Below are 15,087 nucleotides of genomic sequence, written 5' to 3' on the forward strand. Positions count from 1 at the left end.
AGGGTGGTCGGGGGAGGTATGCAGGGGATGGAAGACGAGCGGGAACAGCCGGAACCGGCCGCGGAGCCGGTGACGGAGCGCGACGATCCGGAGTGGAAGCCTTCGCCGTTCCCGCGTGCGGCGCCGCCGGTCGCGGCACCTTCGAAGGTGCGGCGCGCCGGGCGGGTGACGCGCCGGGTCGCGGTCGGCCTGGTCTCGCTGCTCGCGCTCGGCGTCAGCGGCTACGCGTACGTCACCAAGGACCAGCTGCAGCAGAACGTCCCGACGACGGACGCGCTGACCCCGCGCGCCGGGGAGCCCGCGCCGCCGCCGGCCGACGACGGCGCGGACGACATCCTGCTCGTCGGCAGCGACGCGCGAACCGACGCCCAGGGCAACCAGCTTCCATTGCGGGTGCTGAAGGACCTGCGCACCGAGGCCAACAACGGCGCGGTCAACACGGACACGGTGATCCTGCTGCGGGTGCCGAAGAACGGCGCGAAGCCGTCGGCGGTCTCGGTCCCGCGCGACACGTGGACCGAGATCCCGGGCCGCGGCAAAGCCAAGATCAACTCCGCGTACGGCATCGCGAAGTCGCAGTACGCGCACCAGTTGCGCGGGCAGGGCGAGCACGACCAGGCGAAGATCGAGCGCGACTCCGACACCGAGGGCCGCCGCGTCCTGGTGCAGGCGGTGCAGGATCTCACGCAGGTGCGGATCGACCACTACGCCGAGATCAACCTGCTGGGCTTCTATCTGCTGACCGAAGCGCTCGGCGGGGTCAAGGTGTGCCTGAACCACGCAACGGAGGACAAGGACTCGGGCGCGAACTTCCGCCGCGGCGTCCAGACGGTGTCGGGTGGCGAGGCGCTGTCGTTCGTCCGCCAGCGCAAGAACCTCCCGCGCGGCGACCTCGACCGGATCGTGCGGCAGCAGGCGTTCCTGTCCTCGGCGCTGCACCAGGTGCTCTCGGCGGGCACGCTGACCAGCCCGGGCACGCTGAACAACCTGATGGACGCGGTGCACCGGTCGCTGACCCTCGACTCGGGGCTCGACCTGCTGCAGTTCGCGCAGCAGGCGAAGGGCATCGCGTCGGGCGAGCTGACGTTCGCGACGATCCCGGTGGTGACGGCGAACGGCCGGAGCGAAGACGGGCAGAGCATCGTGCAGATCGACCCGAAGGCGGTCCGCGAGTTCGTGGCGGGCCTGGCGGGCCGCGCGGCCCCGGCGGCCGCGAAGGCCCCGGGCGGCGCCCCGGCGGGCGGCGGCTCGGGCAGCGGCGCCGCCCCCGCCGCGACGCCGGTGCACCAAGCCGCCGACGGAGTCCCCTGCGTCAACTGAGCGTCACTTTCCCTACGAAAGTTCCGTCAGGCGAAGTCGGCGCGGTGGTCCTCCGCCCACTGGCGGAACGTCCGCGGCGCGTGCCCGGTCACCTCGCGGACCACGTCCGTCACCGGTGCCGGCTCCCGGGTCGTGCGCTCCCACACCCGCAGGACGCCCGGCGGTACCTCGGGCGGCCAGCCCAGCGCGACCATCCGCTCGGTGGCCTGCTCGGGAGTCAGCTCCTCGACCGCCAGCGGCAGGCCGAGGACGTCGGCGAGGACGGCCGCCTGCTCACGGAAGCTGATCGGCTCCGGCCCGGTCAGCTGCAACGCCTCCCCGAGGTGGGAGCCGTCCGCGAGCACCTTCGCCGCGACGTCCCCCATGTCCCGCTCGTGGACGGCGCCGATCCGCGCGTCCGGGTACGGGGTGCGGACGACGCCCTCGGCGATGTCCGCGCGCCAGCCCAGGACATTGGTCGCGAACGCGCCCGGGTGGAGGATCGTCTCCGCGAACGGCGCCGCGATCAGCGCCTCCTCCGCCGCCCGGTGGACGCGCGCGATGCGGCTGTGCGCGGAATCCGGTTCGAGCGTCGCGCCCGAGGACAGCAGCACGACGTGCCGCACCCCCGCCGCCTCGGCCGCCTTCACGAAGCCGTCGATCCCCGACGGCCGCGTGTACAGGAACACCGCCGAGACGCCGTCGAGCGCGGCGTCCAGTGTGGACGGATCCTCCAGGTCGGCGCTCACCTTCGCGGTGGGCACGTCCAGCGTGGTGGCGTCGCGGCTTGACGCGCGGACGTCCTGACCCGCGGCGACGAGCGCGTCGAGCACCGCACGGCCGACGTGCCCGCGCGCTCCGGTGACGAGAATGGTCATGGTGGTCCCCCAGGGACGAGATAGATTTGCTTGCAAAGCAAACGTACTGAGCCGGGAGACGCCGTGTCAACCGGCGAAGCGCGTGGTTCGCGCTTTAGCCTTGTCCACATGAGCCTGACCGACGAGCTGCTGCGCCCGCTGCCGGCCGCCAAACCGTTGATCACCCACTACGACGACCAGCTGGGCAGCCGCGTCGAGCTGTCCGTGGCGACCACCGCCAACTGGGCGGCGAAGACGGCGAACTGGCTGACCGAGGAGTTCGACGTCGAGCCGGGCGACGCCGTGGCGGTGCAGCTCCCGGCGCACTGGCAGACCGTCGGCGTGCTGCTCGGGGCGTGGTGGTGCGGGGCGCGCGTGGTGACCGAAGGCGCGGGCGCGCGGGTGGCGTTCGTCGGACCCGACGATCCGGAGCCGACCGGCGCGGCCGCGACCGCCGTCGTGACGCTCGACCCGATGGGCCGCGGCCTGGCCGAGCCGCCGGGCGGCGGCGCGTTCGACTACCTCACGGAGTCGCGCGCGGCGGGCGACCAGTTCAGCCCGCTCTTCCCGATCCCCGGCGACACGGCCGCGCTGTTCGAGTCCACTGTGGACGAGGTGCTGGCCGAAGCCCGCGCCCGCGCGGCGAAACTCGGGCTCACCCCGGACGACCGGGTGCTGTCCACGAAGGACTGGAGCGGACCGGAGGGCATCCTCGACGGCCTGCTCGTCCCGCTCGCCGCGGGCGTTCACCTGGTCCACGTGAGCAACGCGGACCCGGCGAAGCTGGCGGCCCGCCGCGACGCCGAGCGCACCACGGCGGACCTCCCGGCTTGACGCTGTCGTGAGTGTTTAGGGCGGTTCTAACCGCCCTAAACGCTCACGACCCGCAGGGTGACTTCGCGGGTCAGGCCGTTTGGAAGCTCGGCGGACTCGGCCTGGCGGGCGCGCTTGCGGCCCCACAGCAGGTGGTCCAGCGAAAGCCGCCCGCCGTTGAAGCCGAGGGCGAGCCCGGCCAGCGCCAGCACCAGGACGAGCCGTAGCCGCCCTGGCCGGTCAGGCCGTTGTCGATGTGCACCGAGAGCAGCGCGCCGAGCGAGATCACGACGTAGCCGAGGCCGACGAGCGGCAGCAGGAAACCGGCGATGAACGCGAGGGAGCCGAGGATCTCGACGGTCATCGCGAAGACCGCCGCGACCGTCGGCAGCGGGATGCCCGTCATCTCGAAGAACTTCGCCGTGCCGTCGATGCCGTTGTTCCACTTCTGGAGCCCGTGCGCGAGGAAGACGACCGCGACGCCGATCCTCCCCAGCAACAGGGCCACGTCTTTGAACCGTCCGAACATCCCGTTTCAGCTCCCCGGTAGGTGAAATTTCAACTGACCCGACCCAAAGTAGGGGACCCGGCACCCGCACCCGAAGCTCCGGAGGGTGATCGACAGGGAACCGACAGGGACGGAAATTCGCTTCCCCGACCACCGCCGCGCGGCTATCTTCGCCCTGACCTGCGTCCACGACCGTGAGGAGACCCCGATGCGCCGACAGACCGTCCGACCCGGCCTGTCACCCGCGTCACAAAGGATCTCCCACGACCGTGAAAACCCTGAACATCGGCATTCTGGCGCACGTCGACGCCGGTAAGACCAGCCTGACCGAGCGCCTGCTCTTCGAAGCGGGCGCGATCACCCGCCTCGGCAGCGTCGACCGCGGCGACACCCAGACCGACTCCCTCGAGCTGGAACGCCGTCGCGGCATCACCATCCGCTCCGCCGTGGTCTCCTTCACCAGCGGCGACACCCGGATCACCCTGATCGACACCCCGGGCCACGCGGACTTCATCGCCGAGGTCGAACGCGCCCTGCGCGTGCTCGACGGCGCCGTGCTGGTGGTGTCGGCCGTCGAAGGCGTCCAGGCCCAGACCCGCGTGCTGATGCGGACGCTGCGCCGCCTCGGCATCCCGACGCTCGTCTTCGTCAACAAGACCGACCGCGCGGGCGCCCGCGATCAGCTCGACGACATCCGCGCGAAGCTGGCGCCACGCGCGATCCCGCTGAACGCGGACGAACTCGCCGAATTCCTCGCCGACGGCGACGACGCCTTCCTGGAGTCCTATGTGGAGGGACGCGTCGACGAGGCCGCCTGCCGCGCCGAGTTGGCCCGCCAGGTCGCGCGCGCCGACGCGCACCCCGTGCTGTCCGGCTCGGCGATCACCGGCGCCGGGGTCGCCGACCTCGTGACGGCGATGACCGAGCTGCTCCCGGCGACCGAACGCAGCGGTGCCGGACCGCTGGACGCGACCGTGTTCAAGATCGACCGCGGCCGCGCCGGGGAGAAGATCGCCTACGCCCGGCTGCGGTCGGGCTCACTCGCGCCGCGGCAGCGGATTTCCTTCTACCGCGGCGAAACCGAGCTGACCGGCCGGGTTTCGGCGGTCGAGGTCGCCGGGGACGACGTCGCCCTCGCCGGGGACGTCGCCCGGGTGCGCGGGTTGCGCGAGGTCCGGATCGGCGACCGGCTCGGCTCCCCCGGCACCGCCCGCGACGGCGTGTTCGCGCCGCCGAGCCTGGAGACGGTGGTGCGGCCGGTCCGGCCCGAGCAGGCCGCCGCGCTGTTCGCGGCGTTGACGCGGCTGTCCGAAGAGGACCCGTTGATCGACGTCCGCCGACGCGGCCACGACGTCTCGGTTCGCCTTTACGGCGAGGTGCAGAAGGAGGTGCTGCGCGCGATGCTGGCCGACGGCGCCGGGATCGACGTCACCTTCGAGCCGACCCGCACGCTGTACGTCGAGAAGCCGGTCGGGCGCGGCGAGGCCGTCGAACACCTCGATCCCGAGCAACGGCTGTACTTCTTCGCGACGGTCGGGCTGCGGGTCGAACCCGGCCCCGGCGTCACGTTCGGGCTGTCGGTCGAGCTGGGTTCGCTGCCGCTGGCGTTCCACAAGGCGATCGAAGAGACCGTCCACGCCACCCTCGAGCAGGGTCTGTACGGCTGGGAGGTGCTCGACTGCGCCGTCACGCTCACGCACACGGCGTTCTTCAGCCCGCTCAGCGCCGCGGGCGACTTCCGCAAGATGACGCCGCTGGTGCTGATGGCGGCGTTGCGGGAGGCCGGGACGCGGGTGCACGAGCCGGTGCACCGGTTCGAGCTGGAGATCCCGGCGAACGCCGTCAGCGCGGTGCTGCTCAAGCTCGCGGACCTGCGCGCGGTGCCCGGCGAGCCCGTCGTCGGCGCCAGTTCGTGCACACTGCACGGGACCATCCCGGCCGGGCACGTCCACGAGTTCGAGCAGGCCCTGCCCGCGCTCAGCCAGGGCGAAGGGGTGTTCCTCAGCGAGTTCGCCGAGTACCGCCCCTGCCCCGGTCCCCCGCCGACGCGGCCACGGACCGGCGAGAACCCGTTGGACCGCAAGGAATACCTCGCGCGGGTGGCGCGCCGTTAGCGCTTGTGCGCCCAGGCGGCCGCGAAGCAGTAGACGCCGAACGCGGCGAGCCCGAGCGCGACGACGGTCAGCAGCACGGTGCCGAAGGGCTGGGCGGCGAGCGTCTTGAGCGCGGCGTCCAGCCCGCCCGCCTTGTGCGCGTCGGCGTCGAAGCCGGCGATGGCGAGCAGGATCGCCACGACCGTGAAGACGACGGCCTTGGCGAGGTAACCGGTCGTGCCCAGCCAGCCGACCCAGCGGCGGGACCGGCCGGGCAGCTCGGTCGTGTCGAGGTCTTCGAGGAACTTCTGCTTCACGCCCTTGATCGCGGCGGCGATCGCGACGCCGAACACGGCGGCCGCGGCGATGACGACCAGCGCGGGCCCGGCGGGCAGGGACAGCAGCTTGGCGGTGAACTCCTGCTGGCGCTGGCTGCTCGACCCGCCGCCCCCGCTGCCGGTGGCGAGCCGGAAGGCGGTGAACCCGAGCGCGAGCCCGACGACCCCGCGCGCGGCGGCGCCGATCCGCTTGCGCGTGCGCTTCCCGCCGAAGACCCAGGTGTACCCGACGGCGGCCATCAGGAACTGCCACAGCCCGAAGGCGACCAGTCCGACGGCGAGGATCCAGAGCAGGACCTGCCCGAACGCCGTCGAGCCGACCTGCTGCAGGGCACCCTTCTGGTCGGCCTGCTCGCTGTCCCCGAAGGCCACCTGCAGCGCCAGGTAGGCGATGACGAGGTGCACGACGCCGTAGCACGCCATGCCGGCGCGGCCGAGCAGCTGCGCGGTATCGCTCTTTTCGCCGCGTTCGGCGGTCGCCTCTGTCCGGTTCATGCCAGGGGGAGTACCCAGCACCGCGCCGGTCCGATTGGGCCGAGCGGCTTAATTCGCGCGGCGATGGGACGGGCGCGGTGCGGATGCGCGACTGATCGGCTACTGACCGGGGTCGCCGCCGCCGTCAGCGAGCGGTGAGCCGGCGCAGCACCGGCAGCCACCGGTTCCCCGGGGCCAGGCCCAGCGCCACCACCCCGGCGCAGTACTTGCTCACCGACGTCTCCCGCAGCCGCAGCCGGGACAGCGTCTCCGCCACGGGGTTGCGCTCGGTGGCGGACTTGACCTCCAGCAGCACCAGGTCCCGCGACGCGGCACGCGAGCGGGTCCCGGCCGACCAGACGAGCGCCGTGTCGCACGTGATCCGGGTCCGGCGATCGGCCGTCACCAGCGTGCCGCGCCGGTAGTCCGTCACGAGCACCGCGGCCAGCCCGCCCGGGACGTCGTGCCCGGCCGAGCCCAGCACCCGGCCGAGGAAGGCCAGCGACTCGCGCGTCAGCACGTCCGCCGCCGCGGTCGGGTGCGGGTGGCGGCGCTTGATCGTCTCCTCGCGGCGGCCGCTGAGCTTCAGCTCGCAGTACGTGTCGGCCGTGTCCGCGTACGTGCGGGTCCGGATCTTGAACCGGCGCCGGCGCTCCTGCCGGTGGGCGCGGAACACCGCGAGGTCCGGCGTGTCGAAGTAAGCCGACGAATAGGCGAACGACCGCCGCCCCTCGATGTCGAGGGCCAGCAGCCCGTCACCGAGCGCGTCGGCCACCGCGAGGAAGTCCGGGAGCCGCAGCAGGTACTTGCGGTCCGCGCGGGTCATCAGCTCGCTCCCGGCGACGACTTCCGCGAGCGACAGGCCGGGCAGGCTCCCCGTCACGGCCGAGACCACGGCCGTTCCGCGCTCGCTCACCGCGGCACCACCGCCCGGGCGGGCACCGGGTGCGGCCGGAACCGGACGTCGACCACGGTCACCTCGCGCACGTAGTCCACTTCGGACACCTGGTGCCGGACGACCGTGCCGTGCAGCCGCGCCTCGACGTCGGCGACCAGCGCCCGCTCGTCCGGGTGCACGGTGTCGAGCACGACCGTCCGCCGCACCGGACCGCCCGCGCGCGCCGGGTGGTCGGCGACGTACAGGACGCCGAGCAGCACGACGTCGAAGAGCAGCACCAGCCGCCAGTCCGCCGCCGGGATGCCGTTGACCAGGCCCAGCACGAGCGCGACGAAGTAGTACGCGACCTCCTGCTGGGTGATGGCGTCCGAGCGCAGCCGGATGATCGACAGGACGCCGAACAGGCCGAACCCGAGCGCGCTCGCCGCGGGGACCGCCGCCAGCAGGGCAACCGCGGCGCAGACGCCGACGTTCAGCGCGAGGTACGCGCAGGCGAGGTCACGCCGCTGGTGACGCCGCGCGTAGAGACCGAAGGCGAGCAAGGAGGCGGCGGCGAGGTCGGCCACCAGGTGCAGGAGTGTCTGGATCATGGAGTCCACTGTGGCCGCCCACCGGGAGAGGGCCGTGAGACGCAGATGAGAGCGTCCTCATTCGACGGTCCGCAGCCGGTAACCCATGCCCCGCACGGTTTCGATCCGCTCCGCGCCGACCTTCCGGCGCAGGTACCGGACGTAGACGTCGACGACGTTCGACCCCGGGTCGAAGTCGAACCCCCACACGCTGCCCAGCAGCTGCTCGCGCGAAAGCACCTGCCCGCGGTTGCGGATCAGCGTCTCCAGCAACGCGAACTCGCGCGCCGTCAGGTCGCACTCCACTCCTCCGACCGAAGCCCGGCGGGTGCGCAGGTCGAGGCCGAGGTCACCGGCGCGCAGCACGGCGGGTTCGGCGTCGGCGGGCCCGCGCAGCCGCAGCCGGATGCGGGCCAGCAGCTCCTCGAACGCGAACGGCTTCGACAGGTAGTCGTCAGCGCCGCCGGAGAGGCCTGCCACCCGGTCGAGCACGCTGTCGCGCGCGGTCAGGATGACGACCGGCGTCGTGCGCCCGGCCGCGCGCAGGGCCTTGAGCAGGTCGGCGCCGTCGAGGTCGGGCAGGCCGAGGTCGAGGACGACGAGGTCGTGCGCGCCGGTCAGCGCCTCGGTCAGCCCGGCCGCGCCGGTTTTCGCCCAGTGCGTGGCGAACCCGTTGGCACGCAGGCCCTTTTCGACGAACGCGCCGATCCGCGCCGAGTCTTCGACCACCAGGATGCTGGTCACCGGAGTGCCTCCACAGTGGACACCCGCGTCAGCGGGAACTCGATGGTGAACGTGGCCCCGCGGCCGGGCACGCTGTCGAGGCGCACCGAACCGCCGTGGGCCGCGGCGATGGCCGCGACGATCGGGAGGCCCAGCCCCGCGCCGTCGTCGCCGTCGGCGTTGCTGCCCCGCTTGAACCGCTCGAAGATCCGGGTCCGCGAGTCCGGCGGGACGCCTTCGCCGGTGTCGCGCACCCACAGCCGCACGGACGTCGCCGTGACCGCCGAGCCGACGGCGATCTCCTGCTCCGCCGTGGTGTGCCGGACGGCGTTCGCGACCAGCTGCAGCAGCGCCTGCACCAGCCGTTGCCCGTCCGCCCGGACGGTGGTCTCGGCGACCCCGTCCAGCCGCCAAACCCGCTCGGCGAGCGGCCGCGCCTTGGCCAATGTCTCCACCGTGAGGTCGGCGAGGTCGACGGCGCCGGGGTGCACGAAGTCCGGACGGCCCGACTTCGCCAGCACGAGCAGGTCGTCGACCATCCGCTGCACCCGGCCGAGTTCGTCCTGCACCAGGCGGCGCGTCACGGCCAGGTCGTCCGGGTCGTCGCCCATCAGCTCCAGGTGCCCGCGCACGATGGTGATCGGAGTGCGCAGCTCGTGCCCGGCGTCGTCGATGAACTCGCGCTGGTCGGCGAAGGCCCGCTCGAGCCGGTCGAGCATCGTGTTGAAGGTGCGGCCGAGCGCGGCGACGTCGTCCGAGCCCCGCACGTCGATGCGCCGGGTCAGGTCGGACTCGCCGATCTGCTCGGCGGCCAGCCGCACCTCCCGCACCGGCGCGAGGATCCGCCCGGCGACCAGCCAGCCGACCAGGCCGGCCAGCACCAGCGCGGCCCCCGACATCGCGGCCATGACGCCGAGGACGTCGTCGATCTGGCCGGCGGCGTGGTCGACGAACTCGGCGACGACCAGCGCCCCGCGCCGCGGATCGCCTTCCACGGACACGGGCAGCACGCCGTAGCGCACGGACCCGACGGCCGTCTCGACCGTGCCGTAGCCCGGGGTGGTGGCCCGCGCCAGGTCGGCGACCAGCGCGCGGTCGGTGTCCAGCCGGGCGGGCGGCTCGACGGCACTGCGCCGCGCGGCGGCGCCGCCGACGATCGAGAAGAACGTCTCGTGCTGCTCGGGCAGGTTGCGTTCGAGGTAGCGGTGCAGCAGCGCGTCGACGTCCGGCTGCCGCGAGTCCGGTGAAGCGAGGTAGGCGCGCAGCTTGGCCGACTCGTGCGAGATCTCCGTGTCGAGCCGCTGGTCGAGCTGGTTGTGCAGGACGGTCCGGGTGGCCAGCAGCGTGCCCGCCAACGCGAGCAGGACAACCAGCAGCACCCAGCCGAGGATGCGGGCGCGGGCGCTCATGGCTCAGTGACCTCCGTGGCTCCGCCCCGGGCCGGGGACTCCGCCACCCGAACCCCCCGAAAGCAGTCAGTCGTCGAACACGTCGTCGCCATCAGGCATGTCGTCATCATCGTCGGCATCGCCGACCCCGGCCACCTGGGGCGGCACCGGCCGCGCGCCGCCGTCGGCCGGGGCGGGCGCTCCCCCACCGGCCGGCGCGACGATCGGCGGGCCGAGGTCGGGTGGCGTCGCGGCGGAGGTCGCCCGCACCGCGAACGCACCCGCGGCGACGACCACGGCCAGCGCCAGCGCCAGCACGATCTTGCGGTTCATGCCCGCCACGGTTCCGGGCCGTCGTGAGCCGGTCGTGAAAGGCGGATGAGAACTTTCTCATCCGCTCTCACGCGGGGCGGCGGCGCACCTCGTCGAGGCGGGCCCAGCCGCCGTTGACCGCGAGCAGCGTCAGCACCTGCTCGGCTTGTTCGGCGAACCGCGCGAGGTCCTCGTGCAGCAGGGCCGCGCGTTCGCCGTCGAGCTGGTCGAAGTCGTCGAACCACAGGCTGATCACCGAGCCCGCGGTAACGGCGAGCCCCTGCGTCAGGCTCAGGAACCCGGGTGACGGCTCACGCGCCGCCGCCCGGTAAGCGGTTTCGATCTCGTCGCACGCGCCGAGGAGCTCCCGCAGCTGCCGGGCCGCGTCGGCGGGCGTGCCGTCCCAGGCGGCCGTCGGCCAGGCGCGGTCGGACAGTTCGAGCCACAGCCGCCAGCCGGCGACCAGCTCGGCTTCGTCGTGGGGCGTCCAGGACGCCGGAACCGGCCAGTACATCCTTCGAGGGTGGCACCGCCGGAGCGGAAAACCGCCCCGGCGGTGGGTTATGTCTCATGTGGCGAAACTCAGCTGATGACGGGCGGCACAGGCACGCACGGCGGCGTCTTGGCGTGGGCCGGGTCCAGCGCGTTGAGCACGAGCCCCTGGGCGACCGGGTCGTAGGTGATGCCGAGGTGGTCGGTGAAGTCGAGCCCGCAGACGTTCTGCAGCAGGATGTTCTTCACGTTCGGCGCGGGCTTGAGGAACGCGCTCGTGTACGGCGTCACGACGTCGTCGTACCGCGTCTGGATCACGGTGTACTGGATGCCGGGCACGGTCTCGCCACCGGCGTTGAGGTCGGTGAGGAAGTCCGAGCCGACGGTCTGCTCGTTGCAGGCCTGGCAGACGGTGCCGAGCGCGGCGGGCACGCCCGGGATCATCTCGAGGGTGCTGAGCAGGCCGAAGAGGTCGGTGCCGTGGTTGGACGGCGACAGCCCGACGAGCCTGCTGATCTTGTCGGCACCGCCGAGGTACTTGATCCAGTACCGGATGTTCATCCCGCCCTGCGAGTGCCCGACGACGTCGAGTTTCGCGGCCCCGGTGGCGGCGAGGATCTTGTCCCCGAAGGCAGCAAGCGCTTTCGTGGTGTCGACGATCGGGCCGACGGTCTGCAGGAAGGTCCCCGGCGTGCCGCCGAAGTTCCCGGCGAAGACGCAGTACCCGGCGTCGGCGAGCTTCTGCGAAAGGTTCGCCCAGTTCTCGTAGGCGTTGGCGGTGGTGCCGTTGGACAGCAGGACGGGGTTGGGGTGCCGCTCGCTGGGCTTGCAGTTCCAGTCGTTCGCCCCGGGCGGCGCGATGGTCGGCGCACCCAGCGAGTAGAGGGCGGCCGTCAGGATGTTCGGCTGCACGGGCCCGGTCGGTTCCCGTTCGGCCGCCTGGGCGGTCCCCGTCCCCAGTGCGAGCGCCGCCACCGTGGCGACGGCCGCCGTGAGCCACCTGCGCGTCGTTGCGCCCATCCGTTTCACCTCTCTGTGAACCGATGGTGATCCGCGTCACCGCAGACTTAACGCGCAAGTAACTTGTCCGGACACTCCCCCTAGTGGGTCATTTTCCTTCAGTGTCGTTGCTGGTAAGCGCGCCGGTGAAGTAGTCGGCGAGCTTCTCGACGGCGGGGTCGATGAACTCCTTCTTGTCGTAGAGGTCGACGTGGCTGGCGCCGTCGATCCAGTGGAGCTCCTTGGGCCCGGCGGCGAGCTGGTGGATCTCGACGGCCATCCACGAAGTGACGGCCCGGCTGCCGATGATCTGCAGCAGCGGCCGCGGCGCGATCAGCGGAACGGCGCGGAAGGCGTCGAAGAAGGCGAGCTTGTCGAGGCTGGGCCAGGCGAGGAACTTCGCGGACCGCTCGTGCGCACCGCGCGGGGTGCAGTAGTACTCGAAGCCTTCGACGCCGTGCTCCCCACCGAGGGCCCCGGCCTGCTCGGCGGTCTCGGGGAACATGGTCATGACACCGGGGTCGTCCCCCCGGGCGGCGGCGGTCCGGGCCTGCGCGGCGAGGTCGAGCAGCCCCTGGAAGACGGCGGGATCCTGGGTGCCGTCGGCCCCGAAGCGGAACTGCCGGGCGACGTCGACCCCGGAAACGGTGGCGACGGCCTTGACGCGGTGGTCACCCCCGGCGGCGGAGAGCGAGTAGCCACCGGAGGCACAGATCCCGAGCAGCCCGATGCGCTCGACGTCGACCTCATCCCGGGTGGTGAGGAAGGAGACGGCGGCCTTGAAGTCCTCGACGCGCTGGGCGGGGTCTTCCAGGCCACGCGGCAGGCCCCCGGACTCGCCCTGGTAGGCGGCGTCGAAGGCGAGGGTGACGAACCCGCGTTCGGCCATGAGCTGGGCGTAGGTGCCGGAGGTCTGTTCCTTGACGCCGGTCCCGGGGTGCCCGACGACCAGCGCGGGCAGCGGCCCGGAGGCGGGGGTGTCGGGGGTGTAGAGGTGCGCGGCGAGCGGGATGCCGGCGCTGTCGAAGGTGACGGTGGTCTTGGCCATCGGAGGTTCTCCCTGGGTCGTCGGTGGTTGCTCCACCAACTTGCGCCCGATTCCGCCGGGGCGGGAGAGACAGGTTTCTGCCTGGGAAAAGACTTGCCCCCCTTCGCTACTCCCCTCCCCCGGGCGGCGGCGGGAGACTGGAGGCATGACGTCGGAGACGGACCCGCGAGCGCTGGGCGCGTTCCTCAAGGCCCGCCGGGCCCAGCTGACCCCGCAGGAGTGCGGCCTGCCGGAGCCGGACTCGGCGCGCAGGGTGGCGGGGCTGCGCCGCGAGGAGGTGGCCCACCTGGCATCGATCAGCGTGGACTACTACGTCCGCCTGGAGCAGGGCCGGGTCCGGGCATCGGCACCGGTGCTGATCACGCTGGCGAAGGCGTTGCGCCTGGACGAGGACCAGCAGCGGTACCTGTACGAGCTGGCGGGAAGGGCGGACGCACTGCCCCGCCGCCGCCGTCCGCCCCAGCGGGTCCGCCCGGCGATGACCAGGCTGCTGAGCCAGCTGACCGAGACCCCGGCGTTGGTACTGGGCAAGCGCCTCGACATCCTGGCCTGGAACCCGGCGGCGAAGGCGTTGTTCACGGACTTCGCGGAAATCCCCCAGAACCGCCGCAATTACCTCAGGCTGCTGTTCACGAACCCGGCGATCCGAGAGCTGCACGTGAACTGGGCACACGACGCGAGGGACGCGGTAGCGGCATTGCGCCTGGAGGCGGCAAAGGACCAGGAGGACCCGGAACTGGCCAGGCTGGTGGGCGACCTATCGGTCCAGGACGAGGACTTCCGCGGGTGGTGGGCCGAGCACAGGGTGAACAGCGCGAGCTACGGGACGAAGCACTACAGGCACCCACTGGTGGGAGAGCTGACCCTGGACTGCGACACATGGGCGAGCCCGGACGGATCAGGCCAGCGCCTGATGGTCCTGACGGCGGAAAAGGGAACGCCGTCCCACGACGCCCTGCTGATCATGACGTCCTGGGCCACCGAGAAACAAGGAACCTGACCGGCCGGCGACACCCGGTGCCGCCGGCCGTGGTCGGGCTTCGAGTGGAGACTCAGCCCTTGAGCAGGGCGCGGGCCATGACGACCTTCTGGATCTGGTTGGTGCCTTCGTAGATCTGCGTGATCTTGGCGTCCCGCATCATGCGCTCAACGGGGAAGTCCCGGGTGTACCCAGCCCCACCGAAGAGCTGAACGGCGTCGGTGGTGACCTCCATGGCGATATCCGAGGCGTAGGCCTTCGCCGCGGACGCCATGAACCCAGCCCGCTTGTCGCCACGCTCGGAGGCAGCGGCCGAGGCGTAGACGAGATGCCGAGCGGCCTCGATCTTGGTCCCCATGTCGGCGAGCATGAACTGAACACCCTGGAACTCGGAGATCGACTTCCCGAACTGCTTGCGGTCCTTGACGTAGGCGACAGCAGCATCGAGGGCACCCTGCGCGATGCCCAGAGCCTGAGCGCCGATGGTCGGCCGGGTGTGGTCGAGAGTCCGCAGAGCGGTCTTCAAGCCGGTCCCGGGCTCGCCGATGATCCGGTCCTCGGGAATGGTGCAGTTCTCGAAGTAGATCTCCCGGGTGGGAGACCCCTTGATCCCGAGCTTCTTCTCCTTCGGACCCACCGAGAACCCAGGGTCGTCCTTGTGCACGACGAAGGCCGAAATCCCGTTGGCCTTCTTCTCGGCGTCAGGGTCGGTGACGGCCATGACGGTGTACCAGGAGGACTCACCGGCATTGGTGATCCAGCACTTGGTGCCGTTGAGGACCCAGTGGTCGCCGTCGAGCCGAGCCCGGGTCCGCATCGAGGCGGTGTCGGAGCCCGCCTCCCGCTCCGAAAGGGCGTAGGAGGCGGAAGCCTCACCGGACGCGATCGAGGGCAGGACGAGCTTCTTCACGCTCTCCGAGCCGGAGAGGATGATCGGCTGGGTGCCGAGCTTGTTCACCGCCGGGATGAGCGAAGCTGAAGCATCGACCCGGGCGACCTCTTCGATGACGATGCAGGCGCCGACGGCGTCGGCACCCTGCCCGTCGTACTCCTCGCCGATGTGAACGGCGTTGAACCCGGACTTCACGAGCGCGTTGTAAGCCTCGATCGGGTAACGCTCGTTCTCGTCGACCTCGGCCGCGTACGGCGCGATCTCCTTCTCGGCCAGAGCCCGGACCGCGGCCCGCAGCTCCTCGTGCTCCTCGGCAAGCTGGTACAGGCCGTCGGTCACTTCGGGTCACCTTCTCTACGACGTCGGGAGAGTCCGGATCGATGTTAGCGCTCGTTCACCGACCGG

15 protein-coding genes and 1 pseudogene are annotated in these 15,087 nt (G+C 71.7%); 4 read left to right on the forward strand and 12 right to left on the reverse strand.

What is annotated here, in order from left to right:
* Nucleotides 1-27: 27 nt before the first annotated feature.
* Entirely contained in the window at nucleotides 28-1,320 is a 1,293-nt protein-coding gene (locus QP939_RS07525; RefSeq protein ID WP_285459687.1) for an LCP family protein, read from the forward strand.
* A 26-nt stretch (nucleotides 1,321-1,346) separates the two neighbouring features.
* Here QP939_RS07525 and QP939_RS07530 read toward each other — a convergent pair whose 3' ends face one another.
* Nucleotides 1,347-2,177 carry an NAD(P)H-binding protein gene (locus QP939_RS07530; protein ID WP_285455858.1) on the reverse strand — a complete coding sequence of 277 codons (831 nt, stop codon included), beginning with the start codon at nucleotides 2,175-2,177 and terminating at the stop codon, nucleotides 1,347-1,349.
* A gap of 108 nt (nucleotides 2,178-2,285) precedes the next feature.
* Here QP939_RS07530 and QP939_RS07535 point away from each other — a divergent pair, with 108 nt between their 5' ends.
* A complete protein-coding gene (locus tag QP939_RS07535; RefSeq protein WP_285455859.1) occupies nucleotides 2,286-2,990 on the forward strand; it encodes a TIGR03089 family protein in 705 nt (234 codons plus the stop codon).
* Between the two features lie 35 nt (nucleotides 2,991-3,025).
* Here QP939_RS07535 and QP939_RS07540 read toward each other — a convergent pair.
* Nucleotides 3,026-3,498, reverse strand: a pseudogene (locus QP939_RS07540) (DoxX family protein).
* A 248-nt stretch (nucleotides 3,499-3,746) separates the two neighbouring features.
* Here QP939_RS07540 and QP939_RS07545 point away from each other — a divergent pair.
* Nucleotides 3,747-5,591 (forward strand): elongation factor G, encoded by a 1,845-nt coding sequence (locus tag QP939_RS07545; protein WP_285455860.1) that lies wholly within the window; start codon nucleotides 3,747-3,749, stop codon nucleotides 5,589-5,591.
* Here QP939_RS07545 and QP939_RS07550 read toward each other — a convergent pair.
* The 9 genes from QP939_RS07550 to QP939_RS07590 form a co-directional block, all read right to left on the reverse strand.
* Nucleotides 5,588-6,403, reverse strand: a complete 816-nt coding sequence (locus QP939_RS07550; RefSeq protein ID WP_285455861.1) for a DUF1206 domain-containing protein — start codon at nucleotides 6,401-6,403, stop codon at nucleotides 5,588-5,590. The genes QP939_RS07545 and QP939_RS07550 overlap by 4 nt on opposite strands.
* Before the next feature lie 124 nt (nucleotides 6,404-6,527).
* Entirely contained in the window at nucleotides 6,528-7,298 is a 771-nt protein-coding gene (locus QP939_RS07555) for a VTC domain-containing protein (RefSeq protein ID WP_285455862.1), read from the reverse strand.
* On the reverse strand, nucleotides 7,295-7,870 hold the full coding sequence (locus tag QP939_RS07560) for a DUF4956 domain-containing protein (protein ID WP_285455863.1): 576 nt from the start codon (nucleotides 7,868-7,870) through the stop codon (nucleotides 7,295-7,297). The genes QP939_RS07555 and QP939_RS07560 overlap by 4 nt, the downstream gene beginning before the upstream one ends.
* A gap of 57 nt (nucleotides 7,871-7,927) precedes the next feature.
* Entirely contained in the window at nucleotides 7,928-8,593 is a 666-nt protein-coding gene (locus QP939_RS07565; RefSeq protein ID WP_285455864.1) for a response regulator transcription factor, read from the reverse strand.
* On the reverse strand, nucleotides 8,590-9,981 hold the full coding sequence (locus tag QP939_RS07570) for a sensor histidine kinase (RefSeq protein ID WP_285455865.1): 1,392 nt from the start codon (nucleotides 9,979-9,981) through the stop codon (nucleotides 8,590-8,592). The genes QP939_RS07565 and QP939_RS07570 overlap by 4 nt, the downstream gene beginning before the upstream one ends.
* Nucleotides 9,982-10,047: 66 nt before the next feature.
* Nucleotides 10,048-10,293, reverse strand: a complete 246-nt coding sequence (locus tag QP939_RS07575) for a hypothetical protein (RefSeq protein ID WP_285455866.1) — start codon at nucleotides 10,291-10,293, stop codon at nucleotides 10,048-10,050.
* A 67-nt stretch (nucleotides 10,294-10,360) separates the two neighbouring features.
* Nucleotides 10,361-10,786 (reverse strand): hypothetical protein, encoded by a 426-nt coding sequence (locus tag QP939_RS07580; RefSeq protein WP_285455867.1) that lies wholly within the window; start codon nucleotides 10,784-10,786, stop codon nucleotides 10,361-10,363.
* Nucleotides 10,787-10,854: 68 nt separating this feature from the next.
* Nucleotides 10,855-11,784 carry an esterase/lipase family protein gene (locus tag QP939_RS07585; protein WP_285455868.1) on the reverse strand — a complete coding sequence of 310 codons (930 nt, stop codon included), beginning with the start codon at nucleotides 11,782-11,784 and terminating at the stop codon, nucleotides 10,855-10,857.
* Nucleotides 11,785-11,872: 88 nt separating this feature from the next.
* Nucleotides 11,873-12,811: an alpha/beta hydrolase gene (locus tag QP939_RS07590; RefSeq protein WP_285455869.1), complete on the reverse strand. Its 939-nt coding sequence runs from the start codon at nucleotides 12,809-12,811 to the stop codon at nucleotides 11,873-11,875.
* A gap of 145 nt (nucleotides 12,812-12,956) precedes the next feature.
* On the opposite strand from QP939_RS07590, the gene QP939_RS07595 reads away from it, so the two are divergent.
* Nucleotides 12,957-13,811: a helix-turn-helix domain-containing protein gene (locus QP939_RS07595; RefSeq protein WP_285455870.1), complete on the forward strand. Its 855-nt coding sequence runs from the start codon at nucleotides 12,957-12,959 to the stop codon at nucleotides 13,809-13,811.
* 52 nt (nucleotides 13,812-13,863) lie between these two features.
* Here QP939_RS07595 and QP939_RS07600 read toward each other — a convergent pair whose 3' ends face one another.
* Nucleotides 13,864-15,021, reverse strand: a complete 1,158-nt coding sequence (locus tag QP939_RS07600; RefSeq protein WP_285455871.1) for an acyl-CoA dehydrogenase family protein — start codon at nucleotides 15,019-15,021, stop codon at nucleotides 13,864-13,866.
* Between the last annotated feature and the right edge of the window lie 66 nt (nucleotides 15,022-15,087).

This window comes from Amycolatopsis nalaikhensis, from assembly GCF_030264295.1.
Taxonomy (GTDB): domain Bacteria; phylum Actinomycetota; class Actinomycetes; order Mycobacteriales; family Pseudonocardiaceae; genus Amycolatopsis; species Amycolatopsis nalaikhensis.